This is a genomic window from Achromobacter sp. NFACC18-2 (assembly GCF_900108985.1).
Taxonomy (GTDB): Bacteria; Pseudomonadota; Gammaproteobacteria; order Burkholderiales; family Burkholderiaceae_B; genus Achromobacter.
Window position 1 is genome coordinate 78,174 of the sequence record NZ_FNYM01000017.1, and the last position, 25,311, is coordinate 103,484.

General features: G+C 64.6%; 20 protein-coding genes, 2 pseudogenes and 1 other annotated feature. Of the genes and pseudogenes, 7 read left to right on the forward strand and 15 right to left on the reverse strand.

The features are described from left to right. Positions 1-21: 21 nt before the first annotated feature. The 9 genes from BMW75_RS23125 to BMW75_RS23165 all read right to left on the reverse strand — a co-directional run bounded on the left by BMW75_RS23125 (position 22) and on the right by BMW75_RS23165 (position 14,874). Positions 22-1,452, reverse strand: coding sequence for a basic amino acid/polyamine antiporter (locus tag BMW75_RS23125; protein ID WP_254792107.1), 1,431 nt, complete (start codon positions 1,450-1,452; stop codon positions 22-24). Between the two features lie 96 nt (positions 1,453-1,548). After that, positions 1,549-2,790 carry an arginine deiminase gene (arcA, locus tag BMW75_RS23130; protein WP_076519983.1) on the reverse strand — a complete coding sequence of 414 codons (1,242 nt, stop codon included), beginning with the start codon at positions 2,788-2,790 and terminating at the stop codon, positions 1,549-1,551. A gap of 16 nt (positions 2,791-2,806) precedes the next feature. Then, the gene (locus tag BMW75_RS23135) at positions 2,807-4,228 is read right to left on the reverse strand and encodes a basic amino acid/polyamine antiporter (RefSeq protein ID WP_092582022.1); all 1,422 of its coding nucleotides are present in this window, start codon (positions 4,226-4,228) and stop codon (positions 2,807-2,809) included. Positions 4,229-4,324: 96 nt separating this feature from the next. Next, on the reverse strand, positions 4,325-5,317 hold the full coding sequence (locus BMW75_RS23140; protein WP_092582023.1) for an AI-2E family transporter: 993 nt from the start codon (positions 5,315-5,317) through the stop codon (positions 4,325-4,327). Continuing rightward, positions 5,314-6,798, reverse strand: coding sequence for an alpha/beta hydrolase (locus BMW75_RS23145; RefSeq protein ID WP_217646960.1), 1,485 nt, complete (start codon positions 6,796-6,798; stop codon positions 5,314-5,316). Before BMW75_RS23145 ends, BMW75_RS23140 begins: the two co-directional genes overlap by 4 nt. Beyond that, a complete protein-coding gene (locus tag BMW75_RS23150) occupies positions 6,795-8,336 on the reverse strand; it encodes an efflux transporter outer membrane subunit (RefSeq protein WP_092582024.1) in 1,542 nt (513 codons plus the stop codon). The genes BMW75_RS23145 and BMW75_RS23150 overlap by 4 nt, the downstream gene beginning before the upstream one ends. Further along, the gene (locus BMW75_RS23155) at positions 8,333-11,509 is read right to left on the reverse strand and encodes a multidrug efflux RND transporter permease subunit (protein ID WP_092582025.1); all 3,177 of its coding nucleotides are present in this window, start codon (positions 11,507-11,509) and stop codon (positions 8,333-8,335) included. The genes BMW75_RS23150 and BMW75_RS23155 overlap by 4 nt, the downstream gene beginning before the upstream one ends. Positions 11,510-11,520: 11 nt before the next feature. Beyond that, positions 11,521-12,678 (reverse strand): efflux RND transporter periplasmic adaptor subunit, encoded by a 1,158-nt coding sequence (locus BMW75_RS23160; protein ID WP_076519978.1) that lies wholly within the window; start codon positions 12,676-12,678, stop codon positions 11,521-11,523. A 645-nt stretch (positions 12,679-13,323) separates the two neighbouring features. Continuing rightward, positions 13,324-14,874, reverse strand: a complete 1,551-nt coding sequence (locus BMW75_RS23165) for a PAS domain-containing sensor histidine kinase (RefSeq protein ID WP_092582026.1) — start codon at positions 14,872-14,874, stop codon at positions 13,324-13,326. A gap of 168 nt (positions 14,875-15,042) precedes the next feature. On the opposite strand from BMW75_RS23165, the gene galU reads away from it, so the two are divergent. Continuing rightward, the gene (gene galU, locus BMW75_RS23170) at positions 15,043-15,876 is read left to right on the forward strand and encodes a UTP--glucose-1-phosphate uridylyltransferase GalU (protein WP_092582027.1); all 834 of its coding nucleotides are present in this window, start codon (positions 15,043-15,045) and stop codon (positions 15,874-15,876) included. A gap of 136 nt (positions 15,877-16,012) precedes the next feature. Then, the gene (locus BMW75_RS23175) at positions 16,013-16,240 is read left to right on the forward strand and encodes a hypothetical protein (protein ID WP_092582028.1); all 228 of its coding nucleotides are present in this window, start codon (positions 16,013-16,015) and stop codon (positions 16,238-16,240) included. A gap of 62 nt (positions 16,241-16,302) precedes the next feature. Here the strand turns inward: BMW75_RS23175 and BMW75_RS29550 are convergent, their stop codons facing one another. Further along, positions 16,303-16,449 (reverse strand): hypothetical protein, encoded by a 147-nt coding sequence (locus BMW75_RS29550; protein WP_156902834.1) that lies wholly within the window; start codon positions 16,447-16,449, stop codon positions 16,303-16,305. 33 nt (positions 16,450-16,482) lie between these two features. After that, positions 16,483-16,998: a DUF4142 domain-containing protein gene (locus BMW75_RS23180; RefSeq protein ID WP_254792111.1), complete on the reverse strand. Its 516-nt coding sequence runs from the start codon at positions 16,996-16,998 to the stop codon at positions 16,483-16,485. 300 nt (positions 16,999-17,298) lie between these two features. Between BMW75_RS23180 and BMW75_RS23185 the strand changes: the two genes are divergently transcribed. The 3 genes from BMW75_RS23185 to hdeA all read left to right on the forward strand — a co-directional run bounded on the left by BMW75_RS23185 (position 17,299) and on the right by hdeA (position 18,549). Further along, positions 17,299-17,526 carry a CrpP-related protein gene (locus BMW75_RS23185; RefSeq protein ID WP_076519972.1) on the forward strand — a complete coding sequence of 76 codons (228 nt, stop codon included), beginning with the start codon at positions 17,299-17,301 and terminating at the stop codon, positions 17,524-17,526. A gap of 172 nt (positions 17,527-17,698) precedes the next feature. After that, positions 17,699-17,953, forward strand: a complete 255-nt coding sequence (locus BMW75_RS23190) for a hypothetical protein (RefSeq protein ID WP_092582029.1) — start codon at positions 17,699-17,701, stop codon at positions 17,951-17,953. Positions 17,954-18,249: 296 nt separating this feature from the next. Next, positions 18,250-18,549: an acid-activated periplasmic chaperone HdeA gene (hdeA, locus tag BMW75_RS23195; RefSeq protein ID WP_076519970.1), complete on the forward strand. Its 300-nt coding sequence runs from the start codon at positions 18,250-18,252 to the stop codon at positions 18,547-18,549. 24 nt (positions 18,550-18,573) lie between these two features. Here the strand turns inward: hdeA and BMW75_RS23200 are convergent, their stop codons facing one another. Further along, positions 18,574-19,014, reverse strand: coding sequence for a hypothetical protein (locus tag BMW75_RS23200; protein ID WP_092582030.1), 441 nt, complete (start codon positions 19,012-19,014; stop codon positions 18,574-18,576). Then, positions 18,989-19,381, reverse strand: a complete 393-nt coding sequence (locus tag BMW75_RS23205; protein ID WP_092582031.1) for a phage holin family protein — start codon at positions 19,379-19,381, stop codon at positions 18,989-18,991. The genes BMW75_RS23200 and BMW75_RS23205 overlap by 26 nt, the downstream gene beginning before the upstream one ends. Before the next feature lie 271 nt (positions 19,382-19,652). On the opposite strand from BMW75_RS23205, the gene BMW75_RS23210 reads away from it, so the two are divergent. Then, the gene (locus tag BMW75_RS23210) at positions 19,653-22,178 is read left to right on the forward strand and encodes an arylsulfatase (protein WP_217646961.1); all 2,526 of its coding nucleotides are present in this window, start codon (positions 19,653-19,655) and stop codon (positions 22,176-22,178) included. A 305-nt stretch (positions 22,179-22,483) separates the two neighbouring features. Further along, complete coding sequence (locus BMW75_RS23215; protein WP_092582033.1) at positions 22,484-23,629, forward strand: acyltransferase family protein; 1,146 nt, start codon at positions 22,484-22,486, stop codon at positions 23,627-23,629. Positions 23,630-23,690: 61 nt separating this feature from the next. On the opposite strand, the pseudogene BMW75_RS23220 reads toward BMW75_RS23215, so the two are convergent. After that, a pseudogene (locus BMW75_RS23220) lies at positions 23,691-24,355 on the reverse strand (transposase); the annotation flags it as partial. 95 nt (positions 24,356-24,450) lie between these two features. Next, positions 24,451-25,238 (reverse strand): annotated as a pseudogene (locus BMW75_RS23225) (IS3 family transposase); the annotation flags it as partial. Next, positions 24,840-24,955: a sequence feature (AL1L pseudoknot), on the reverse strand. (Overlaps the previous pseudogene by 116 nt.) Positions 25,239-25,311: the final 73 nt, after the last annotated feature.

The window sequence follows — 25,311 nt, forward strand, 5'->3', positions numbered from 1 at the left end:
TTCCCCTGTCCTCGCGTCAGCCTAGAACGCGGTGTTGCCCGTGCTGATCGCCCACACCCCGATGCCGCACGAGACCAGCACGAGCAGCAGGATCGGCCATTCGTAAGGGGCAAAAATGTTCCCGCGCTGCTCGCGCCGCGAAATCAGGAAGAGGATCGTGCCCGGCGCGTAGATGACGCAGGAAAGAATGAAATACCGGAAGCCCCCCGAGTACACCAGTCCGGCCGCATAGACCGTGGCCACCACCGCCAACGCCAGTTCCACCTTGCGGCGCCGGGTCCAGCCGTCATAGGTGTCGCCGCGCAGCGCCAGCATCAGCCCGAACGCCGCCACGAAGAAATACGGGATCAGGCTCATGGAACTGGCCATGTTCTTCAGGAGCACGAAGGTGTCCTCGGTGAAGAGCGTGACGATCAGAAAGAGCTGCACGATGCCGTTGCTGAGCCACAGCGCGGCGGCGGGAACGCCGTGGCGGTTCTCGCGGCCCAGGAACGACGGCATGATGCCCGCGCCGGCCGCGGCGCGCAGGACTTCGGCCGCCAGCAGGATCCAGGCCAGGTAAGCCCCCGCCACCGACACCATCAGCCCCACGCTGACCAGCAGGCTGCTCCAGGGACCGACCGCCGCCCTCAGCACGCCGGCCATCGATGGATTGCGCAGCGATGCGATTTCCGCGCGCGGCAAGACGCCATACGACAGCATGGTGACCAGCACCAGCAGCGCAAGCACCAGCAGGAAGCCGACGATGGTGGCGACCGCCACGTCCTCCCGGCGCTTGGCGTAGCGCGAATACACGCTGGCGCCTTCCACGCCCAGAAACACGAACACCGTGACCAGCATGGTGTTGCGCACCTGTTCGAACAGGCTGCCCTTGCCTTCCCCATCCAGGCCCTCGGCGATGTTGGCGCGCAGGACGTCCAGGTCGACGGCCATGGCCGCGAACACGATGAAGATCGCGATCGGCACGATCTTGGCGATGGTGACCACGGTGTTCATGCCCGCAGCCTGCCGGATGCCGCGCAGGATCAGGAAATGCGTGGACCACAGCAGCACCGAGGACACCAGCACGGCGGGGATCGTGTCGCCGTCGCCGAAAACCGGCAGCACCGCGCCCAGCGTCGCCTTGAAGATGACAAAGTAGCTGACGTTGCCCAGGCAGGCCGCCGTCCAGTAGCCCAGCGCCGCCAGGAACCCGATATACAGCCCGAAGCCGGCCTTGGCATAGGCAAAGATGCCGGCGTCCAGGTCCGGCCGGCGTCGCGCCAGGAACTGGAAGACCATCGCCAGCGTCAGCATGCCGGTGCCTGCAATCGCCCAGGCCACCAGGCCGCCTACCGGACCGGTATTGCGGGCAAAGATGCTGGGCAGCGAAAAAATCCCCGCCCCCACCATCGAGCCGACCACCATGGCGGCCAGCGCCATGCGAGAAAGTTTGGCAGTTTCCCCGCTCACGTTGTTCTCCCGAAAGCGATCCGGTTTTTGCGCGTGCGCGCGGCCGCCGCCCTGGGTAGGGCCGCGGCCGCGCGGCCTGTCGCGCGCCCGCCTGCGTCAGGCGGGATCGCGCGAGATGGGGCACGTCATGCAGTGCCCGCCCCCGCGACCCCGGCCCAGTTCGGCGCCGACGAAAGTGACGACTTCGATGCCCGCCTTGCGCAGCAGCGTATTGGTGTACACGTTGCGGTCATAGGCCAGCACCACCCCCGGCGAGATGCAGACCAGGTTGGCGCCGCTGTCCCACTGCGTGCGCTCGCGGACATAGGCGTTGCCGCCCGTCTGGACGACGCGCATTTTCTTGACGCCGAGCGCGCCGCCGATCACGTCCACCAGCGAGCCCTTGTCCTTGTGCAGCTCCAGCGTGCCGGGCTTGCTGCCCGGCCGGTACGAGAACGCCTGGACGCTGTCGACGATGTCCGGGTACATCAGCACGCAATCGCGGTCCGCGAAGGTCAGCACCGTGTCCAGGTGCATGGCGGCGCGCAGCTTGGGCATGGCGGCCACGATCACCCGGTCCGCCGCTTCTTTCTCGAACAGGGTGGCGGCGAGCTGGCTGATGGCCTGGCGCGAGGTCCGCTCGCTCATGCCGATCATCACCGTGCGGTTGCCGATGGGCATGACGTCCCCGCCTTCCAGCGTGGCCAGCCCATGGTCGGCCGTGGGGTCTCCCCACCAGACGTTGACCTTGCCGGCAAAGCGCGGATGGAACTTGTAGATCGACGAGGTCAGGATCGTCTCTTCGTGCCGCGCGGGCCAGTACAGCGGATTGAGGGTCACGCCGCCGTAGATCCAGCAGGTCGTGTCGCGCGTGTACAGCGTGTTGGGCAGCGGCGGCAGCAGGTATTCCGTGACGCCCGCCGCCTCCTTGATCAGCGCAAGCTGCTCGCCGCCGATCGACTCCGGAAACTCCTCGGTCGACAAGCCGCCGATCAGCGTCTCGGCCAGCTTGCGCGGCGGCAGGCCGTCCAGGTAGCTGCGGATCTCGTCGAGCAGCCCCAGACCCACCTGGTTGGCGACCACCTGGTTGTCCAGGATCCATTTCTTCGCCTCGGGGACCGCGACGGTTTCCGCCAGCAGATTGTGCATTTCCAGGACGTCCACGCCCCGGTCCCGCATCTTGGTCATGAAGTCGAAATGGTCGCGCTTCGCGTTGTCGACCCACATGACGTCATCAAACAGCAGCGCGTCGCAATTGGACGGCGTCAGTCTTTCATGGGCACGTCCCGGCGCGCAGACCATCACCGTGCGCAGTTGCCCGACTTCTGAATGGACTCCAAATTCTTCGGTATCAGCCATGACTAGCTCCCAGACGTTAAATGGTGATCCAGCCGGAGACCAGGCCAACGATGGCGGCCGCGGCTCCGATGGATGCCACGATGAAAACGGTCAACTCCCAACCGGTGAAGAATGACCTGCCCTGCTCGCGCCGGGCCCAGAAGTACAGGACCGATCCGGGCGCGTACAACAGTGCCGACAGCAGCAGGAACTTCAATCCGCCGGCAAGAATCATGAAGATGGTGTAGATGGCTGCGATGCCGGCCACGATCAGGTCGCGCTTGCGGTCCTTGCCGTCGATATAGGTTTCGCCCCGCTTGGCGAGCAGGTAGCCGAATCCCGCGACCAGCAGGTAAGGCACCAGGGACATGGCGCTGGTCAGGCTCAGCATCAGCGCGAAGGCGTCGCGCGACCAGTACGTGCTGATGACGAAGAGCTGCACGATGATGTTGGTCACCCACAGCGCCACGACGGGCACGCCGTTCTTGTTCTCGCGGGCGAACGCGCGCGGCATGTCTTCGTTCTTGGCGGCGGCGTGCATCACTTCGGCGCAGATCAGCGACCAGGCGAGGTACGCGCCCAGCACCGAGATAAGGAGGCCCACGCTCACGAACACCGCGCCCCACGGCCCCACCACGGACTCCAGCACCCCGGCCATCGACGGCTGGCGCAGCGCGGCGATGTCGCTCTGCTGCATGGCCGCATACGGCAGCAGCGTGACCAGCACCATCAGCAGTAGCGCGGTGACAAAGCCGATCAGCGTGGCCACGCCCACGTCCGACCGCTTGGATGCGAACCGGGAGTAGACGCTCGCCCCTTCGATGCCCAGGAACACGAATACTGTCACCAGCATCGTTCGCCGCACCTGCTCGAACAGGCTGTAGCCGCTCATCTCGCCCCAGAAGTTGATGCGGAAGAGATCGACCTTGAACGCCACGAACAGAACGATGATGAACACCACGATCGGGATGATCTTGGCTACCGTCACCACGGCGTTGATGAATGCCGCCTGCTGCACGCCGCGCAGGATCATGAAGTGGAACAGCCAGATGCCGACGGAGGCGACCGCGATCGCGATCACCGTGTTGCCATCCCCGAACACCGGGAAAAAGGCGCCCAGCGTGGACTTGATCAGCACCCAGTACGACACGTTGCCGATGCAGCTGCCGATCCAGTAGCCAAACGCCGAGAGAAAGCCGAGATAGTCGCCGAACCCCGCCTTGGCGTAGGCGAACACACCGGCGTCCAGGTCGGGCTTGCGCTCGGCCAGCGACTGGAACACCCGCGCCAGCGTATACATCCCCGCGCCCGCGATGATCCATGCGATCACGGCGCCGACCACACCCGTCGCGCCGCCAAAGGTCCTGGGCAGCGAGAAGATCCCGGCGCCGATCATCGACCCCACCACCATGCCCGTCAAGGCGAGCAATCCTAGCTTCTTGGGAGTACTGCTTTCCATCATGCACCTCCAGTAATGAGCAAAGACGTGAGCAGATTGGCCGACGTCCCTTTTTTCTGCCCCGGGACGGAAGGCTGTGACGCAGGTACCGCGCGATCAGGTGTTGGCCGCCCCCCGTTTGAAATTTGCGGTCGCGCCATACACCGTCGTCATGACGATGAGCAGCGGAACGCCGATGAAGGTGCCGGGAATGCCCCACACCAGCCCCCAGAAAAACACCGCAACCATCACCATCAGCGGCGACAGCGAAAACGCGCTGCCGGCAAGCCGGGGTTCCAGATAGCAGCCGTAGACGATCTGAATGCAGTTCAGCACCACCAGCACGGCAATGCTCGTCTGCAGCGATCCATACTGGACGAAGGCAAAGAACGCGGGAAACACCGTCGCCACCAACGGCCCCAGGAACGGGATGTAGTTCAGCAGGAACGCGAGCCCGCCCCAGGCGGTCGCCAGCTCCAGGCCGGCATAGATGGCGAACAGCCAGACCGTCACGCCGGTGAGCACGCTGGCCACCGTGCGGATCACCATGTACCAGCGCAGCTTGCTGGCGACCTCGCGGGCGACCGAGATCCAGCGCCGCGCGCGGGCTTCGCCCATCAGGCGCGTCAGCCGGCCCGGCGCCTCGTCCAGTTCAAACAGGCCCAGCGCAATGAAGACGAACGCCAGGAAGATCATGCCCAGCATGCTGTTGATCCGCAGCGCCACTTCCTGGATCGCGCGCACCAGCCACGACACGTTGAAGCTGTCCTGGAACATCTGGATCGCCATGGCGCCGTGCGGATGCAGCGTCTCGGTCTCCAGCGTGAACAGGTTCTGGAAGCGGGCGGCATTGGCCATGACCCATTGCGCGACCAGGCTGAAGCCCCAGGCCGCCAGCGACAGGAACACCATCGACACGACCAGCGCCACGATCAGCACCAGGATGGCGGCCAGCGGCGCGGGCATTTTGCGCCCCAGGTACTGCCGCAGCGGCGCGACCAGGCAAATGAGGAACAGCGCGAACGTCAGCGGAACGAAGACCGGACTGGCCAGGTAAAGCAGGCCCAGCAGCAGGATCGCGAAAATGCCTGACAGTGCAAAAGACGTCATCTTGGAATCACCCCATCAACGCGCCCGACCAGATAGGCATAGAACGGATTGGACGTCAGCCGGGTCAGCGTATCCATGCCGATCACGAAGGCGCCGACCTCGCCGCGCATGGACATGGCGCCCAGGCTGATGCCGAATTCCTCGATGTTCCCCGGGTGGGTGCCGTACAGCGCATCGTCGGTCGGAAAAGGCAGCGCCACGTGCGACAGCGAATAGACCTCGCGCGGGTAGTCCATGCCGATGGCGCGCTCCACGACCTGCGTGGCGTTCGGCTCGATCACGCGTTCGATCATCGCGCTGGACGTGGGACTGGCGTTGGTCACGAAGGTCAGGCGGTAATTGCGCTGTTCGCCGGGCAGCGTGCCGGCCAGCGACCACGCCACGCCGCGCCGGAACAAGGGGCCGAGCTTGGTCGCGCGGTTCAGGTCGAAGAGCACCAGGTCGCTGCCATTGGCGGGCAGGCGGGCATACAGGGCGTTGATGAGCGCGCGCGTGCTGACCGTGAAATCCAGCACCGAATGGAACGTGATGATGGGCGGCAGGCGCTCCAGGCCGCCGGATCGCTGCTGCGCGACCAGCCGGTCCTGCAGGGTCTGCGTCAGCTCGAAGGATTGGCGGGCCGCGTGGACCGGAAAGGAGTTGTACTTGAAGGGGTTGAATTCGGGAACGATGCTGAGCCAGGCGGCCTTGGCGAACGCCGGCAGCACGGCGGGCAGCCCGGCCACCCCCGCGAAGCGCGCAAACGACGTGATGCCCACCATCGGCGAGATCAGCACCAGGCGATCGGGCTTGGCGATGTCGGGGTTATCTAGCGCATCCAGCGTGTGCATCAACGCCAGCGCCCCGCCATTCGAAAACCCCACCAGGTGCAGCGGGCGCGGTGCGGGGACGCGGTGGCGCGCCTCGCGCACGGCCAGCCGCGTGGCCGCCGCCCAGTCTTCCCAATGCGCGTCCGTCAGCCCGCCAGGCACCGTGCCGTGGCCCGGCATCCGGATCGCGATCGCCACGTAGCCGACGGACTGGTAATGGGCGGCGATGTGGCGAAGGCTGTAGGGCGAATCGGTCAGCCCATGCAGCAGGACGGCCACGCCCAGGGGCTCGCCGGCAGGCAGCAGGACGAACGACCGGTTCCAGTCATGGGCGAAATGCTCGGGATACACCTTCGCGCCCGAAAAATAGCGGTTGCTGTCCACCTTGTCCTCGGGCAGCAGCTTGTCGCCGACGTTCTGCCTGACCAGCGCGAACAGCTTGTCCTCGTGGGCCAGGTAGTCGGCCCAGGTGCTCTGGTCCAGCCGTTCGGCGTCCAGCTCCTGCGGCACGTAGGTGTGCCAGGCCGCCAGCGGCGGGCCCTGCTGCAGGTCATAAAGGCGCACGCCCATGAGCGTGACGACCACCAGCAATGCCACGGCCACGGCGATGAGCGCCGCCTTTCTGAGCCGCCGCCACAACGGGCGGGGACCGGAAGGCTGGCCGGCGTTCATGGCTGGGCTCCGGCGCCAGGCGGTGGGGTGGCGGGCGCGGGGGGGACCGCCGTGGGCATGCCGCCCGCCGCAGCCTCGCCCGCAGCAGCGCCGGCCGCCGGAGCGCCGGCCGCCATGAACACCTCCGGCTCGTCGTCGCCGCCCCCCAGCGCCACATACAGCGACACCCCGTTCTGAAGCTGTGAGGCCCGCAGCGACAGCATCTGCTGCTCGGCCGTGAACAGTCCACGGCGGGCGTCAACGACCTCCAGGTAGATCGAGATCCCGTTCATGTAGCGCAACTCGGCGGTCTCGGCCAGCCGGCGCTGGGCCTGGATCGCCGTCTCCTGCGCGACCACCTGCTCCTGGAACCGCTTGCGGTTTTCCAGCGCCGTCGCCACTTCGCTGAACGCGGTCTGCACGGTCTTGCGGTAGGTGGCGACCAGCTCGTCGCGTTGGGCCGTCGCCAGGTCCACGGCCGCCCGCCGCTGTCCGTAGTCGAAGATCGGCCATCCGATCCCCGCGCCGATGTTCCATATCTGGCTGGGCGAGCTGAACAGGTCGGACAGCTCGGTGGACGCATAGCCGAACGAACCGGTCAGCGCGATGCGCGGGAACAGTGCCGCGCGCGCGGCGCCGATGTTCGCGTTGGCGCTGCGCAGCCGGTTCTCGGCCTGGCGGATGTCGGGCCGGACGATCAGCAGGGTCGACGGCAGGCCCGGATCCAGGGCGTCGAACTGCCCCGCCGCCTCGATAGGCCGGCTGGCCGTCATCTCGTGCTGCAGGTTTTCGCCGACCAGCACCCACAGGCGGTTCCAGTGCGCCGCGGTGGCGCGCTGCCACTCCGCAAGCTGGGTCTGCGCCTGGGTGAGCAGAATGGCGGATTGTTCGAAGTCGACGCGCGAGGTGACGCCGGCGTCCAGCCTGTCCTTCGCGACGCCCAGCGCGTAGCTGCGCGTCTCGACGGTGCGCTGGGCCAGCGCGATGCCCTCTTCGCCCGCCAGGGCGTCGTAATACGTGGAAGCCACGTTCGCGATCAGCGTCAGGCGGAACGCGCGCCTGCCCTCCACGGTTGCCAGGTACTGCTGCAGCGCCGACGCGGTCAGGTTGCGCACCCGCCCCCAGAAGTCCAGTTCAAACGACGAGACCATCACCTGCGCGCTGAACTGATTGAACTGCACCGTCTGCCGGCTGCCCGCCAGCGCCGGATCCAGGATGGTGAGCGGCGCCTGGTTGCGCGAGGCCGCCGCCCCCGCGTCGAGCTGCGGCAACTGGTTGGCGCGCTCGATGCGGTAGAAGGCGCGCGCCTGCTCGATCCGCGCCGTGGCGGCGGCCAGGTCCTGGTTCAGCTCCAGGGACCGGGCGATCAGGCGCTTGAGCTGGTCATCGCCGAAGAACTGCTGCCAGGTCACGTCCTGGGCGGCCACGGCGTCCGCCGGCACCTCGCCCGGGAACGTGGGCAGCGTCGCGACCTCCGGCCGGCGATGCTCCGGCGCCATGTTGCAGGCCGACAGCCCCAGGCCCAGCACGGCCGCCGCGGCGATGCGGGCCGGCTTCATGGGTTCTCTCCCTGTTCTCCGGTCTTGGCCGGCCCCGCCGGCGGGACCTTGGGCGCGTCCGCGCGGCGTCCCGACCAGCGCCTGGCGACCATGTAGAACAGCGGCGTGAAGAACCCGCCGAACAACGTCGCGGTCAGCATGCTGCCCATCACGCTGGTGCCCACCGCCTGCCGGCTGGCCGCGCCCGCGCCGGTGGCCAGCACCAGCGGCAGCATGCCCAGCACGAACGTGACGCTGGTCATGATGATGGGACGCAGGCGCTGGCGGGCGGCGTCGACCACCGCCTCCTTCCGGTCGCGGCCCTCCAGTTCTTCCTTGAGGGCGAACTCCACGATCAGGATGCCGTTCTTGGCGGCCAGGCCGATGATGGTGACCAGCCCGATATTGAAATAGATGTCCGCCGACATGCCGCGCCCCAGCGTGAACGCGGCCGCGCCCAGGATCCCGAAGGGCAGGATGAGCAGCACGGACACGGGCACGGACCAGCTCTCGTACAGCGCCGACAGCAGCAGGAACACCACCACCAGCGACAGCCCCAGCAGCAGCGCCACCTGGTTGCCCGCCTGCTGCTCTTCGAACGCCGTCCCGGTCCATTCGTAGGTGATGCCCTGCGGCAGCACGCGCTCGGCAATGGCCTCCATCTCGGCCAGCGCCACGCCGCTGGAGCGGCCGGCGGCGGCTTCGCCCGAAATGGTGATGGAGGGAAAACCGTTGTAGCGTTCGAGCTGTTGCGGGCCGTCGATCCAGCGCATGCGCGAGAACGCCGAAAACGGCACCATTTCGCCCCGGTTGTTGGGAAGCTGCAGCGCCGAGATGTCCTGCGGCTGCATCCGCTGGTCCGCCTCGGCCTGGATGAAGACGCGCTGCACCGAGCCGTCGAGCAGGAAATCGTTGACATAGTTGGAGCCAAAAGCGAGGGTCAGCGCCTGGTTGACCTGCGCCACCTGCAGGCCCAGCGCGCGGGCGTGCACGCGGTCGATCTCCACGTACAGGCGCGGCCCCGGCGGCATGCCGTCCAGCCGCACGCCGGTCAGCACGGGGCTGGCCGCGGCGGCCGCGATCATCGCAGCACCGGTGGCGGCCAGGCCCGCGCCGCCCTGCGCCGTGCGGTCCTGCACCTTCATCGAGAACCCCGACGCATTGCCCATCGACGGAATGGGCGGCGGGTTCAGCGCAAAAATCATGGCCTGCGGAATCGACCGGAAGGCCAGGTTGCTGCGCCCCACCAGCGCGTCGACCGCCTCGCTGCGATCGGTGCGCTCGCTCCACGGATACAGGTCCACGAACGACAGCGCGGCCGTCTGCCCCTGCCCGAAGAAGTTAAAGCCCACCACCGACGCCACGTTGCGCACGGCGCGTTGCTCGCGCAGCATGCTTTCGGCCTGCTGCACCGCCACTTCCGTCTGGTCGGCCGTGGTGCCGGGCGCGCCGGTGTACGACACGAAGAAATACCCCTGGTCCTCCAGCGGCAGGTAGCCGCCCGGCAGGCGCGAGAACAGAAAGACCGTCAGCCCGCAGACGCCCAAAAAGATAAGCATCCAGCGCAGCGGCCGCAGCAGCATGTACTCGACCGCCCGCACGTACTGGCGCGTCATCGCGTCAAAGCCCGCATTGAATTTGTCGAATACCCATTGCTTCGCCTTGGACACGCGTCCCTTGGGCGGCGCGTCGTCCTTGAGCTTGAGCAGCGTGGCGCACAGTGCGGCGCCCAGCGACAACGCCAGCACGGTGGACACGACAATGGCCACCGACAGCGTGATGGAGAACTGGCGGTAGATGGCGCCGCTGGAACCCGGAAACATCGCCATCGGCACGAACACCGCCACCAGGACCAGCGTGCTGGCGATGATCGGCCCCCACACCTGCCCGACCGCCTTGCGCGTCGCCTCGGGCGCCGACAGTTTTTCGTCCTGCATGATGCGGGCGACGTTTTCCGACACGACGATGGCGTCGTCGTTCAGCACCCCGATCGCCACCACCATGCCAAAGAGCGACAGCAGGTTGATGGACGCGCCGAAAAGAAACAGGCCGGCGCAGGTGCCCACCAGCGCGATCGGCACGATCAGGGTCGGGATCAGCGTGCTGCGCCAGCTCTGCAGGAACAGGAACACCATCGCCGTCACCAGCAGCAGCGCCTCGACCATGGTGACCAGCACGGAGCTGATGGACGTCGTGATGAAGGGGGTCGTGTCAAACGGCACCGTCCAGCCGACCCCGGCCGGGAACACGGTCTCCAGTTCCGTCATGCGCTGGCGCACCTGGCGCGCGACGTCCAGCGCGTTGGCGTCGTTGGCAAGCTGGATGGCGATGCCCGCGGCCTCCTTGCCGTTGACGCTGAGCCGGAAGTTGTAGCTTTCCTTGCCCAATTCCACCCGCGCCACGTCGCCCAGCCGCACGAGCGAGCCGTCGTTGTTGACGCGCAGGATCACCTGCCGGAACTGCTCGGGGGTCGAGAACCGGCTCTGCGCGACGATCTGGGCGTTGAAATCCGCCCCCAGGGCCAGCGGCAGGTCGCCCAGCGACCCGCCGATGGTCTGCGCGTTCTGTTCCTGCACCGCGCGCATCGCGTCGCTGGCCGACATCTGGAAGCTGGCCAGCCTGCGCTCGTCCAGCCAGATCCGCATGGCGTACGACGAGCCGAAAAGCTGCACGTCGCCCACGCCAGGGATGCGGCGCAGTTCATTGAGGATGTTGTTCGAGGCAAAGTTGCCCATCTGGACCGCGCTGACGTCGCCGGTCTCCGACTGCAGCGCCAGCAGCATCAGAAAGCCGGATGACGCCTTGGTGACCGCCACGCCCAGTTGGCGAACTTCCTGCGGCAAGCGCGGCTCGACCCGGCTCAACCGGTCCTGCACCTGGCTGCGCGCCACGTCCAGGTCGGTGCCGGGCTTGAGCGTCACCGTGATCTGCGAGGTCCCGTTGGCGCGGCTGACCGACGCCATATAGAGGAAGTTGTCGACCCCGTTCATTTCCTCTTCGATGATCGACGTGACCGTGCGGTCGATGGTGGTCGTGTCCGCCCCCCGGAAGGTCGACTGGATCGTGATCGACGGCGGCGCAATGTTCGGATACTGCTCGACCGGCAACAGCACCAGCGAGATCACGCCGAACAGCAGGACGAACAGCCCCACCACCCAGGCAAACACCGGCCGCGCCACGAAGAATGAGCCCATCGCCGACTCCGCTAGGGTTTTGCGTTTTGCTGCTCGACGGCCTCGACCTGCTGGCCGGGCCTGATCCTGTGCCAGCCGTCCACCACGATCCGCTCTCCCGGCTCCAGGCCGCGGCGCACCAGCCAACTGCCCGCGATCTGCTCGCCGACCTCGATCTGCCGGGGCTGGGCCGTGCCGTCGGGGCCGACGACGAAGACGGTGGCCGTGTCACCGCTCAGCCGCGCCGCCCGCGCCGGGATCAGGATGCCGTCCTGGCGCACGCCGACAAGGATCTGGCCCGTGACGAACTGCCCGGGCAGCAGTTCCCGGTTGGCATTGTCGAAACGGGCGCGTATGGTCTGCGCGCCGGTGGTCCGGTCCACGCTCAGGTCCGCAAAGTCCACCACCCCGGTTTCGCCAAACTCGCGGCCATTGGCGAGCGTCAGGCGCACCTGGAAGGTATTGCCCTGCGCGGTGGCCAGCGCGCCGGACCGGGCGTAGTCCGTCAGGTCCATGATGGCGGTGTTGGACTTGGTGAAGGTGGCGCTGATCGGCGACAACTGGTTGACCTGCGCGAGCAGAGTGGCCGCCGATGCGCTCACCAGCGCGCCTTCGGTGACCAGCGCGCGTCCGACGCGCCCCGCGATGGGCGCCCTGACCGTGCACCGGTCCAGCCGCAACTGCGCCAGCGTGACGGCCGCTTGCGCGTCCGCCACATTGGCCTGGGCCTGGCCCAGCGCCGCCAGCGCGGCTTCGTACTCCTGCGCGCTGACCGCCTGGCGCTTGACCAGCGGGCGGAACCGCTCCGTGACCGAGCGGGCGTTGGTCTGCACCGCCTGCGCGCGCTGCAGCATGGCATTGGCCTGCGCAAGCTGCGCCTGGTAGTCGGCGGGATCGATCTGGAACAAGGGGTCGCCGGCCTGGACGTCGCTACCCTCGGTGTAGAGCAGCTTTTCGACGATGCCGTCCACGCGCGCCCGGACTTCGGCGGTGCGGATGGGCTCGATCCGCCCGGGCAGGTCCACATTCAAGTCCACGGGCTGGCGCCCGACGGTGACCACCACGACTTTCATCGGCGGAATCGTGACGGCCGACGCGTCGTTCCGATCCCCACACCCCGCCAAAGCCAGCGTCCAGGCGCCCACGGCATGCAACAGGACACGACGGACATTGCAGCTACTTTGCGTCATCCACTACTCCCAGGCGGTCGGACTCGAGGTCTCGCGCTGCCCTTTGCCCCGCGCCGGCGGAAAGGGCCCAACTAGCACTGATCAAAGGCGCGACTGGCGCGCCGGACTGGCGTTGATGTTTGGGTATCCCGGCGCGACGAAGCGCCGGGGGGACATTGAGTCGAGGACGGGAGGAGACGCCGACCGGGAGAAATCCGTTCGGGGGAGCGCCTGCCTGGCAGGGCGACGCCGGTTCTGGCCCGGCATTGGCCGCCGGGCGCTGCATAGAACCATCGAGACCATCGAGACCATCGACTTTCGCACAGGCATCCTTTATGTCGTTGACAAGGGAAACTGGCAGAAAAAGTGCTACGTGGTCGTAAGCGGGCAAGGCAGCGGTCCGCCTGCGGGCGCGGGCACGGATCATGCTGGGTCCGCGCGCAAACACAGCTTAAGTAGGGACGGCGCTTAACGCAAGTTTTTATCGTTCAAACGTTTTTGCCGGCAAATGCGACGGCCAAGGTGGCAGCGACGCATCGATGCAACAATTGTCTGAAAGGACGATGGCGCGCCGGCGGCAAGGTGGCGCGCGTCGCGGGACATGCCGGTGAGCCTGCACGCCGCGCGCGTCAGCCCAGCATCGCGGCCAGCGCGCGCAGGCGGCGCTCAGGGAAGCGTGTGCGCGTCCTCGGTCAGCACCTGCATCAGGGCCTCCACCGAATACGGCTTCTGCATCACCGGAAAGCCCAATGCGCGCGGTCCCGCCATTGCGTCGCTGTAGCCGCTGGCCAGCACGATGCGGATGGCGGGCCAGCGTTCCCGTATCCGGCGCGCCAGATCCATGCCATTCATGCCGGGCAGCACCAGGTCCAGGATGGCCAGGTCGAAGCCGCCGTCGCGCTTTTCCAGCTCGCGCAGGGCCTGTTCGGCGTCGACTGTCCAGGTCAGTTCCTGCCCAAGCTCCTCCAGCCACGCCGAGACCACTTCGCCCACCATGCGGTTGTCTTCGACGAGCAGCACCTCGCGGCGCACCGGAGCATTTGCCGTGGAGTCTGAGGCCGACGTGTCGGGCGCCTCGGCGGCCGGTCTGGCGGCCGGCAGGAACAGCGTGAACGTCGCGCCCTGCCCCCGCACGCTGTCCACCGTGACGTCGCCCCCGGATTGCTGCACAAAGCCCTGCACCTGGCTCAGTCCCAGACCCGAATTCTCATGCTGGCCCTTGGTCGTGAAAAAGGGCTCGAATACGTGCGCCAGCACGCCCGGCTCGATGCCGGCGCCCGAGTCCTGCACCGACAGCGCCACATACGGCCCCGCGAGGTTCTTCCTGCCTTCCTGCAGCGCCGGGTCGCGCACGACCTGGGCCGATATCCGGATCTGGCCGCCGGAAGGCATCGCATCCCGCGCGTTGATGACCAGATTGAGCAGGGCCGACTCGAGCTGGGCCGGGTCGGCGAAAATCGTGCAATTGCCCGGCCCGAACTCGTAGCTGATCGCCACGGACGAGCCCACCGACGTCTCGAACAGTGGGCGCAGCGACGCCAGGCTGTCCCGCACGTCGAACGCGTGCGGCTGCAGCGGCTGCTTCTTGGCATAGGCCAGCAGTTGCCGGGTGAGCTGGGCCGCCTTTTCCGTCGTGTCGATGATGATGCCGACGTAGCGCATCAGCGATGCCGGCAGGTCGGGATAGCGTTTCACGAACTCGGCGGAGAACCGGATCGCCGTCAGGAAATTATTGAAATCATGGGCCACGCCGCCTGTCAGGCGGCCGATCGCTTCCATGCGCCGGGCGTGGTGCATCGAGTCGCGGGCTTCCTGGAGCTGCTCGTGGCGCTCTTTCTGCTCGGTGATGTCGCGGGTGATCTTGGCATAGCCGACAAGCGCGCCGCGATCATCGTGGACGGGGTCGATCACCACGCTGCACCAGAAGGTGCTGCCGTCCTTGCGCACGCGCCAGCCTTCCGCCTCGAAACGCCCTTCAAGCCGGGCGGTCTCCAGCGCATGCCGGGGCACCTGCGCGATCCGGTCGCTCTCCGTGTAGAAAACGGAAAAATGCTGCCCGATGATCTCGTCCGCGGTGTACCCCTTGAAGCGCTCGGCGCCGGGATTCCAGCTACTGACGCGGCCTTCGGCGTCCAGTAGATAGATGGCGTAGTCCCGCACCGCCCCCACCAGCAGGCGATAGCGGTCCTCGGACGGAAAATCCGGTAAAGAAGTCATGCAATGTCCCCACCTGCATATTGGATCAAGCCCAGGTTGTCGTCAGCAAACGGCGTGCCGGGGTCAAAGGAGGGACTTTACCAATGTTGAGCCGGGCACGGAATTTGCTGGAAACCCGTCCATAGGCGGCCCATCCCTGGCGCCGCCCGGGTACAGAGGGCATTAGCAATGCAACCTATACGAAAAGCTGTATTCCCCGTTGCGGGCCTGGGCACCCGCTTTCTTCCGGCCACCAAGGCCATGCCCAAGGAAATGCTGCCCATCGTCGACCGGCCCTTGATCCAGTATGCCGTCGAGGAAGCCGTCGCGGCCGGCATCACCGAGCTGATCTTTGTCACGGGGCGCAACAAGCGCGCCATCGAAGACCATTTCGACCGCGTGCCGGAACTGGAATACGACCTGGAAGCCAAAAATAAGAACGCGCTGCTGGAAACCGTGCGCAACGTGATCCCGGACAGCATCAAATGCGTCTACACGCGCCAGCCGGCCGCGCTGGGCCTGGGCCACGCCGTGCTGTGCGCGGCGACCATCGTCGGCAACGAGCCCTTCGCCGTCCTGCTGGCGGACGACCTGATCGACGCCGACGCCCCCGTCATCGGCGAGATGATGAAGGTCGCCCGCGAATTCGAGGGCAGCGTCCTGGCCGTCCAGCAGGTTCCCAAGGCCCATACCAACCAATACGGCATCGTGTCCGGCGCCCGCAAGGCGCACGGCGTCCTGAGCTTGACGGGCATCGTGGAAAAGCCCAAGCCCGAAGACGCGCCAACGGACCTGGCCGTGGTCGGACGGTACATCCTGGAGCCCGAGATATTCGGTCTGCTCGAAAGCACGCAGGCCGGCGTGGGCGGCGAAATCCAGTTGACCGACGGCATCGCCGCCCTGCTCGCGTCGCGCAAGGTCTACGGCTTCGAGTACGAGGGCGTGCGCTACGACTGCGGCAGCAAGGAAGGCTTTTACCGCGCCACCATGGAGATCGGGCGCAAGTATCACAATCTGGCCTGACGTGGCTTAGCCCTTCATCGTCGCAAGCCCCCTCGCGCGCGCACGTCCCGTGCGCCCGCGACATGCTGCGATGCGTATTGACCGTGCAGGATCGCCATGTCCCAATACCCTTGCGCGATCAACACAGGAGGCGAACATGCCCAACCATGCCTACAAGCGCGTCATGGAAGTGGTGGCCGCTGCCGACGATGGCACGACTTACCGGATCGACCGCTATTGCCGCTCGCAATCCGAAGGCGACGACACGACAAATTCCTATTGCTGCCTGCCCGATGGCCAGCGGGTGCTTTGGCGCGGCGATGGTCACTACCAGTTGCCTGACGGCACCATCGTCGCGACCGTGGCGTCGCGGCTCTGCCAATAGGCTCTGCGAATAGACAGCCGGCCGAGGCCCACCCGCTTCTCCGCCTTGGGCCGCGGCTTCGGCTACATGTTGCGCAGCATCAGGCCCACCAGGAACAGGACGGCCACGACGGCGATCCAGATCGCCAGCATCAGCCAGGGCCCGCGGCCCGTCCTGGCGCCGCGGCGCGCCGGCCGCACGGGGGGTTGGGAATCATCGGCCGGTTTCATGGTGTCCTCCTGGCGCGCGGCGCCGGGGAATGATTATTTCGTCTTCGCGGACACGCTTTGCTGCAGGGCCTTGGCGGCCTGAAGATGCTGCTGCAGGCTGGGAAGCGTTTCGATCGCGAACTGCTTGACCTCAGGATCCTTCACCTCCTTGGAGGCCTTTTCGAACAGCTTCACCGCGGACTCGTGCGCGTCCACCCCGATCTCGTCGGCATACGCCTTGTCGAACCCTTCATCGCGCAGTCCCAAGGCCTTGAGCTTGGCCGTCTGCATCAGGGAAGGATCCTTGGGCGGCTCATAGCCCTTGCTCTTGGCCAGGGCTTCAAGCTGCTGGCCGACCTTGGTGTGATCATCGATCATCTTCTGCGCAAATTGCTTTACCTCGGCATTTTTTGACTTCTCCAGCGCCATCTTGCTGCCGGCGATCTCCATATGACCGGACTCCGCGGCATCGGTCAGAAAGCCGCGGGCTTCGCTGTCCAGCTTGTTGGTCGCGGCGGGCACCTGGCCGCCAGAGGTTGCCGGCGTCTGCGCCAGCGCAACCGACCCCATGCTCAAGACCATCGCGGCGCCAAGCCCCAGCTTCAAAAGATTGTTCTTCATGCAGTCCTCCAGTAAGAAACTCGTCTCGCCGAATGACGGCTTGGTGCCGCCCGGCGAGCGCCTACCATGCAGCAAGCGTCATGCCCGCTCCTGGCACGCGTGCCGCTTCTGGGTGGCTAGCCGCTGTCGTGGCTCGTTACCGCAAGTTTTACGTCGATGTAACAAAGAAACGCAGCGTTACACGCACTTCGTTGCATACGCGAAGTGCGCTGGGCAAACTAAGCGCTCGCATCTTTTGGGAGAGTTGCCATGCAAGTGGATATCCAGAAGCTGGGAGCAGACGCCGCGCGCCAGGGGTTGACCCTTTTGGATTGCCCCTACCTTCGCACCGCAGCCATGCCTGCGCAAACCGGCGAATCCGTCACGGAATGGCGCAGCCGTGTGGAAATGTGGAAAGCGGGCTGGAAGGCCGGAGTCAAATCCCGCGCCGTCGTGAGCCGCGCCCCCTCGTCCCCCTTCATGAGCGCGCGCAGGTAGCCACTGCCTGCCGCGAGAGTACCCGGCCAGGGCCTCCTCGTTCTGGCCTCCCACTTTGGGCGTGCCAGCACTGGTCGAAAACTTTTGCACTTTGTTGCACCACGGCCCCGCGGTTTCCGGAAAATGCTGCCCGCAGGGCGATTCCTGTGACCCCCATGCTTTGGAGCGCACGATGAATACTGAATCAGGTATTTGCGTAGATGGATTCAAAGTCCACTGCGATGTCATTGAGTTGCCGAGCGGCCAATACCGCCTGGACGTCAAGACCCGGCGCGACGGCGACCAGACCGAAGGGCAATCTGTGTGGCCGATCCCGAGCGGCAAGCTGTTTTCCGCGCAGCATGACGCCGAACGGCACGCGAAATGGATTCTCAAGGGGATCCGGCGGGTCGATGCGAGCGGCGCGCCTCAGTTCTGCCTGACTTGACGGCACCCGAACTGCGAACAACCGGGAGCGCCTGCGGGCGCTCTCTTCTTTTTCCGGTCATTGCCGCGGTCGAATCGCCCCTACACCCCGGAGGCCATTCAACCGGACCGGTACTCATGCGCCATTCTTCGCATTTATTCGCCGGCTGCGTTGACGGCGCCCGTTCCTATTCAGTACCGTAAAAAAGTGAGTTCAAGCTCACGATTTATCAATAAGCCATTTCTCAATAAGCCATTTCTCAATAAGCCATTTCTCAATAAGCCATTTCGTCTGCAAGCCAACCCAGGAGCTCGAACATGAAGAAGCACCTAGTGATGATTGGTCTGCTTGGATCGTTGACCTTCTCGGTCACGGGCCAGGCAGCGGACGCGAAAAAGCCTCTCGCCATGTGGCAATGCCAGGATTTCCTGGGCGTGCAAGAGTCCTTTCGCCCCGTTGTAGTGAGCTATGCAGAAGCGCTTAACCACAAAGGCAAGCCGGAAGAGGCCGTACTGGACGTGGAGGGCATCAGCTCCCGCACGCCGCTACTGGTCAAGCAGTGCAATGAAAATCCGAAGCTCATGCTGCGCGACGCCCTGGCCGGCCTGAAGAAGTAATCGCCCCTGCCCCTGGGGCTCGCCTCAGGGGTTCGTCCCGCCACCCCGCAAGGTGCGCAGCCGATGCACCTGCTCGTCAAGCTGCGCCCGCAACCGCTCAAGCTCCGCCAAGTCCGCGGACTGCGCGGCCGCGGCGCGGACCTGCGCGACCATCGTGGCCAGGTGCGCGAGGTCGGGGTCGGGCAAAGGGTCGCTCACTCGCCGCACCTGCAGGCGGCGCATCAATTCGGCAACCCGGTCGCGCATCGCAATGGCCGCCATGGCTCTGAGCGGCTGGCGCAGGAAGCGCGGCCATCCCAGCGCCCCGCCCGCGGCCAATGCGGCCGTCCTCACCCACGCCCCGCCCGGTCCGCCCGACCTCCCCGCCGGCACGCCGCGCGGCAAGGCAATGGCGAGCGCCTGGCGGTCGCCCTCCATCTTGGCCAGCAGGGCCTCTTTGTCAGCCAGCGTGGTGGTCTTGGACATAATGGCTCCGGGCGGCGGCGGTATCCAGGCGCACCTGGTGGCTCAGCTCCGCAAATGGCGACCCCTTGGGCGCGCTGCGGGTCGAAATGGCCAGCGAAATCAACGTGATGAGCAGCCACGCGCCCGCCACCAGCCAGGCGGCCAGCTTGCGATGCTCGGTATCCCAGAAGCTCACGATGGCGGCCACCGACACGAATCCCAAGGTGCCCAGCGCGCAGAACACAAGCGCAATGCTGCTGATCACGGTTGCGACCAGCGCGGCACGGTACAGCGACAACTCGATGCCGACCAGCTCCACATAATCCCCCGAGCGTTCCGCGGCAAACGCCGCGATGCGGCGCAATCTGCGCAATCGTTCCGAAATCATGGCGTCTCCTTGGGGCGATGACGCGTGAGGTCAGCAATTGCCATACCCGTCTTTCAAGACGGCTACGGGATGATGGTCGATACCGGCCTTTTTCATGACTTTTGTCAATTTGCACCACGATTCGAATGTTAGGGTGGTTCGACGCAGTTGCGCTGTAACGACACGGGACGGCACACCCGGTAGAAATGGAGTGCCGATGTTCGGGACGTTCGGGCGGATCGCCTCGTGATCGCACGCCCCATCGCCTTTGCCGCAGACTGGAGAGCCTGTCATGACTATCAATCGTGGAAAGCTCATGCAGTGTCCATGGCGCCAGATCGCTACGGCGTTGATGACTGTTCTTGCCACAGCGGGAATTGCCGCCGCTCAGCAGTCCAACGCGCCGCTCGGCTCTCCCGCTGCCACGCGAGCGATCGACGGACTCCAGCTACCTGCGCCCGAAGTCCCCTTTGGCGGCAAGATAGAACGCAACGCGATGCAGTCGACCCCGTTCTGGCAGCCTCGCATCGCTCCGCCCAACGGGGCCCCGAACGTGCTTTTGATCATCACCGACGACGTGGGCTTCGGCGCGCCGGCCACCTTTGGCGGCGTCATCCCGACGCCAGCGCTCGACAAGATCGCCGCGATGGGCTTGCGCTACACCAACATGCATTCCACCGCCCTCTGTTCGCCCACCCGGGCCGCGCTGATAACCGGGCGCAACCACCATTCGTCCGGCTTTGGCGTGATATCGGAACAGGCGACCGGATACCCCGGTTATGACAGCGTCATCACCAAGGACAAAGCCACCGTCGGCACGATCCTCAAGGGCAACGGGTACAACACGTCCTGGTTTGGAAAGAACCACAACACGCCGGGCTACCAAGTCAGCATGGCGGGGCCCTTCGATCAGTGGCCCACGGGCATGGGCTTCGACTACTTCTACGGCTTCATGGGCGGCGACACGAGCCAGTGGACGCCGGGCAACCTGTTCCGCAACACGACGCAGATATACCCATTCGAAACCCGGAAGGGCTACAACCTGATCACCGCCATGGCTGACGAAGCCATCGACTACATGTCCCAACTGAACGCGCTGGCGCCCGATCAGCCGTGGCTGGTCTACTACGCGCCGGGCGGCACCCACGCGCCGCACCATCCAACGCCGGAATGGATCAAGAAGATCGAAGACATGCACCTCTTCGACGACGGCTGGAACAAGCTGCGGGACACCATCTTCGCCAATCAGAAAAAGCTCGGTGTCATCCCGCAGACAGCGGAGCTTACCCCTTGGCCGTCGGACCTATTGAAGAACTGGGAGCAGTTGACCGATGACGAAAAGAAGATGTTCATCCGGCAGGCCAATGTCTACGCCGCATACCTCGCCTACACCGACGCCGAGATCGGGCGGGTCATCCAGGCCGTCGAAGACGCCGGCGAATTGGACAACACGCTCATCATCTACATTTCTGGCGACAATGGTTCGTCGGCCGAAGGCACGCTACTGGGAACGCCGAACGAAGTGGCGATGTTCAACGGCGTCGAAGTGCCTGTCAGCGCGCAACTGAAGCATTTCTACGACATCTGGGGCTCGGAACACACCTATAACCACATGGCCGTTCCGTGGTCCTGGGCTTTCGACACCCCGTTCAAGTGGACCAAGCAGATATCGTCCTATTTTGGCGGCACCCGGCAAGGCATGGCGATCGCCTGGCCCAAGGTCATCACGGACAAGGGCGGCATACGCAACCAGTTCGCCCATGTCATCGACATCGCCCCGACGATACTGGAGGCCGCGTCCATTCGCGAACCCTCGGTGGTGGACGGCATCGCGCAAAGCCCAATGGAAGGTTCAAGCCTGATGTACACCTTCGACGCGGCCAACGCCAAGGTCCCTGGTCGGCACCTGACTCAATACTTCGAGATGTTTGGCAATTACGCCATCTACCACGAGGGCTGGATGCTGGTGGACAAGGTCACCCGTCCGTCATGGGTAACGGCAGGTCCGCAGGACGTCAACCCGGCCAAGGCGGATTGGGCGCTTTACAACATCAATACCGACTGGACCCAGAACCACGACGTGGCCGCGCGCCATCCCGAGAAGGTCAAGGAGCTGGAAGCGATTTGGTGGCGGGAAGCCAAGAAGTACAACGTGATGCCGCTCGACGCCTCGGTGGTAAGTCGTCTGGTCACGCCACGTCCGTCCAGCACCGCCGGGCGCTCGGATTTCACATTTCCCGGCAGGATGACCGGCATCTCGAATGGCGTCGCCCCCTCCATCCTGAACGCCTCCTACACCATCACCGCCGAGGTGACGGTGCCCGAGGGCGGCGGCGAAGGCATGATCATCACGCAGGGCGGCCGCTTCACCGGCTACGGCTTGTTTCTCCGCAAAGGCAAGCCCACCTTCGTCTGGAACCTGTTCGGTCTCCAGAAAGTAGCCTGGGAGGCGCCCGACGCGCTGGCGCCCGGCAAACATACGCTTGTTTTCGACTTCAACTATGACGGACTCGGCGCGGCGACGCTCGCCTTCAACGACTTCAGCGGCATCGGCAAAGGCGGCATGGGTGAATTGAAGGTCGACGGCGCGGTCGTGGCGAAGCAGAAGATGGAGTACACGGTCCCGCTCATCCTGGCCTGGGACGAGAACATGGATATCGGCTCCGACACTGGCACGCCCGTGGATGACGCGGCGTATGCGGTGCCTTTCCCGTTCACGGGATCCATCGACAGCTTGAACCTGATCGTCAACCGGCCAGTTCTGAGCGACGCCGACAAGGCCAGGCTTGAAGATGCCATGAAGAAGGCCTCGGACTAGTCGGTGAGACGGATGGTGATATGGGGTGATAGGCAACGAAAAGGACCACCGTCACTGGGCGACGCAGTACGGGGTGCGACAGCCGCTGGCTGCGTTCGTCCTCGCACAGTTGCAGGCACAATTCGCGCTCGATCTGGCTGATCCGCTCCAAATCGATACCAATCGGCCTGACGGTGCTCTTGAGAAGCCCCCCAAGAAAACAATCCCCATTGCCTTCGTGCCGTGGCTGATGCCGGGAGAATCGCCTGTCTCCCAGCCTTAGAGGGACTGTTAAAATTCCTCGACCCCGTAAACGACCGCACGCCATGGCATCCGCCAAGAACAATGACATTCAGTGTCTTCGAGCATTCGCTATTTTGTTGGTGCTCGTCCAGCATACGCGTGCTCGCATCCCTACCCCAGACATCCACGCTAGACTATTCGAGCATGCTGCGTTTTGGCCTGGCGTGGACATATTCTTTGCCATCTCCGGCTTCTTGATCTGCCAAACTTTTCTGCGGGACCTGAATGCCAGTAGTTCGCGACGCGATGCGTTCAAAGAGTTCTGGATTCGAAGAGTTGCCCGGCTTCTGCCCGCTGTCATCTTTTGGGTCGCCATATCAGTCGCTGTCGCTGCGTATACCGTTTCCTATAGCGGAGCGGATCCAATAAAAGTAGCCGCCGGCGGAGCTATGTCCATATTGGGGCTATCCAACCTGTGGTGGGTAGAGTGCGTCAAGGCGGGTCGGGATGTATGCGGAAGCGCTGACTTCAACGGTGTGACTTGGTCCCTTTCGCTGGAATGGCAACTATATGCCATCCTGACTGCGCTGATCTTCTTTGCAGGAAAGCGAAGGGCAATCGGGCTGTTGATTATCGCAGCGGTGTTAATGTCTTTCCTGCCCGCTCCCAGCTTCTCGTACCCATGGGCATTCAGAATTCAGGCATTCTCTCTCGGCGCGGTGACTTATTGCGTGCTGAGTCGGCACCCCGGCGAACTACCAAAGCTGCCAATAAATACCATGGTATCTCTAATCCTGGTGGCCATAGGGATTCTTATATGCGTCATTGCTCCGGTCAAACTCCATGAGCCACTAGTCATTCCGACAATTGCACTTGGAGCATTGCTCTGCCTGCTCGGATCTCTTGGCGAAAGACCCTTCTCGCAATCCCGCGCTTTTTCTCCGCTGATCTGGATTGGCGAGAGATCCTATTCCATATACCTATGCCATCTTCCGATAATCCTCTTCGTGCGCGAGACGATGCAGAGGACACTTGGGCTAGCTAACACGCCGACCAATCAAGCCATTGCGCTGCTGTCCGTTGCCTGCTTGGTAGCGCTGTGCGCCGACTTGTCATACCGCTATATCGAATTGCCTTTTCAAGAGTGGGCAAAGAGAAAGCTCGCAGCAGGCTCGCTCACCTTAAGCCCCCGGCCATCCAATATTGAGCGCAGCAGTTGTCCCCGGTAGTGGACACCATGTCGAAGACTAAACCGCCCCGGCTATCGCGGAGGCTGTTTGGTTAAATTAAAACGACCTCGTCGGCGGTTCTGCTGAGTTGGGTGGAGATCATTACGTCCTCGTTGACGTGCGCCCATGCCCTGGCTTGAGCCCTGGGTCTGGGAACTCGCAACGCGCCACGTCCTTGAATGTAGAGAGCTGTGTAATTGGCGTCGTGAGAGATGCGCATCGACTTGTCATTCGGGAAGTCGATCGGCAACCGATTGGCAATCTGTTCCGGTGACCAACCGTTTACCCATTTTCGGTCACCTCGACGTGGCTTATTGCGCCCCTTGAACGGGGGCCTGCCTACGCCCGCCGATCACACGGCCATCGGCGTCGTACACGTTGCCTTCCACTGCGCGACCGCAGGCTCGATACTCTAGGCGCCCACAACGAGTCGCGCGAAACGGTTGATGGGCTGCGTCCGATGCGGCGGGCGATCTCGCGCACACCAACGCCGTGGATCGAAAGCAATGCTATCTCTTCTCGCTCTGCAAATGACAAATACCTACAGAGTGTGGGCTTCGACATGAAAAGTGGCATGCCGCCACGATAGTGGAACCAACGCGCGCCCACCGCTGGGTATACGCCAACCAACTCTCCGGCTCTCTCGCTCGTGATGCCGGTGGCGATTTGCTCCCAAAATCGATGCTCAGTTTCATGTCCAAGCGACGGCGCACCTGGCGAGTGCATCGCGTCTCGCCCTGTCAACCGATAAAGCGTGCTGTAGTTCAACTCATGCAACACCTCTTCGGTTAAGGGTATTGCGACGACCGGTTCAATCCGCCTTGCGATTCCCTATCGGAGTGATGGGTCAGAGAACCGCCCTTGCCGGGATGGCGGGCGTATAACGCCTGCTCCAACGCATCGAGCACGAAGTCTGTCGTCATGGACTTGCTGCGCCAGCCGACGATGCGCCGGGCGTGAACATCTATGACGAAGGCCACGTACGCCGCACGCCTTGCAGGTCCTGGGCACGCATCAAACGCTCGACAGTGCAACGGGCCACCGTCACGCCTTCGCGGTTCAGTTGCCGCCAGACCTTGTCCGCACCGTACACGAGACGGTTCTCCTGCCAGATCCGGTGAACAGGCGGCGTCAGATGTTCGTCACGCAGAGCACGGTCGCTGCGCCGCGACGATTCGCGCAGCCGCGCGGCGTGGCGCCGATAGGCCGACGGGGCAACCTGCAACACCTTGCAGATCGGCTCGACCCCGTAGACCTCCCGGTGTCGGTCGATGTAGGTGTTTACGACTTCAGCTTGCGGTCGAGCTCCGCCTGCGCAAAAAAGCGCTGGCCGTGCGCAGGATGTCGTTGGCTCGGCGAAGTTCGCGGTTCTCCCGCTCCAGCACCTTGATCCGTTCGCGCTCGCTGGTCGTGACGCCTTCGCGCTGCCCGCTGTCGACTTCATGGCGCTTGACCCAGGTCAGCAGCGTCTGCGCCGAGCAACCAATCTTGGGCGCGATCGACTCGACGCCACCCACAGCGATGGATACTCGTTGCGATGATCCTGCACCAGGCGCACTGCGCGCTCGCGCACTTCCGGGGAAAACTTGTTCGCGTTGTTCTTGCTCATGGCTCAAATTGTCTCCAGACTTGGAGCCTCCGCGACACCCGGGGCGGTTCACACTGCGTTAAGCGCTGCCTGC

Bases quoted from the DNA above. Each gene is read 5' to 3' on its own strand.
- arcA (WP_076519983.1), bottom strand. From the start codon at position 2,790: ATGGCTGATACCGAAGAATTTGGAGTCCATTCAGAAGTCGGGCAACTG.
- BMW75_RS23135 (WP_092582022.1), bottom strand. From the start codon at position 4,228: ATGGAAAGCAGTACTCCCAAGAAGCTAGGATTGCTCGCCTTGACGGGC.
- BMW75_RS23140 (WP_092582023.1), bottom strand. From the start codon at position 5,317: ATGACGTCTTTTGCACTGTCAGGCATTTTCGCGATCCTGCTGCTGGGC.
- BMW75_RS23145 (WP_217646960.1), bottom strand. From the start codon at position 6,798: ATGAACGCCGGCCAGCCTTCCGGTCCCCGCCCGTTGTGGCGGCGGCTC.
- BMW75_RS23150 (WP_092582024.1), bottom strand. From the start codon at position 8,336: ATGAAGCCGGCCCGCATCGCCGCGGCGGCCGTGCTGGGCCTGGGGCTG.
- BMW75_RS23155 (WP_092582025.1), bottom strand. From the start codon at position 11,509: ATGGGCTCATTCTTCGTGGCGCGGCCGGTGTTTGCCTGGGTGGTGGGG.
- BMW75_RS23160 (WP_076519978.1), bottom strand. From the start codon at position 12,678: ATGACGCAAAGTAGCTGCAATGTCCGTCGTGTCCTGTTGCATGCCGTG.
- BMW75_RS23165 (WP_092582026.1), bottom strand. From the start codon at position 14,874: ATGACTTCTTTACCGGATTTTCCGTCCGAGGACCGCTATCGCCTGCTG.
- galU (WP_092582027.1), top strand. From the start codon at position 15,043: ATGCAACCTATACGAAAAGCTGTATTCCCCGTTGCGGGCCTGGGCACC.
- BMW75_RS23175 (WP_092582028.1), top strand. From the start codon at position 16,013: ATGCCCAACCATGCCTACAAGCGCGTCATGGAAGTGGTGGCCGCTGCC.
- BMW75_RS29550 (WP_156902834.1), bottom strand. From the start codon at position 16,449: ATGAAACCGGCCGATGATTCCCAACCCCCCGTGCGGCCGGCGCGCCGC.
- BMW75_RS23180 (WP_254792111.1), bottom strand. From the start codon at position 16,998: ATGGGGTCGGTTGCGCTGGCGCAGACGCCGGCAACCTCTGGCGGCCAG.
- BMW75_RS23185 (WP_076519972.1), top strand. From the start codon at position 17,299: ATGCAAGTGGATATCCAGAAGCTGGGAGCAGACGCCGCGCGCCAGGGG.
- BMW75_RS23190 (WP_092582029.1), top strand. From the start codon at position 17,699: ATGAATACTGAATCAGGTATTTGCGTAGATGGATTCAAAGTCCACTGC.
- hdeA (WP_076519970.1), top strand. From the start codon at position 18,250: ATGAAGAAGCACCTAGTGATGATTGGTCTGCTTGGATCGTTGACCTTC.
- BMW75_RS23200 (WP_092582030.1), bottom strand. From the start codon at position 19,014: ATGTCCAAGACCACCACGCTGGCTGACAAAGAGGCCCTGCTGGCCAAG.
- BMW75_RS23205 (WP_092582031.1), bottom strand. From the start codon at position 19,381: ATGATTTCGGAACGATTGCGCAGATTGCGCCGCATCGCGGCGTTTGCC.
- BMW75_RS23210 (WP_217646961.1), top strand. From the start codon at position 19,653: ATGACTATCAATCGTGGAAAGCTCATGCAGTGTCCATGGCGCCAGATC.
- BMW75_RS23215 (WP_092582033.1), top strand. From the start codon at position 22,484: ATGGCATCCGCCAAGAACAATGACATTCAGTGTCTTCGAGCATTCGCT.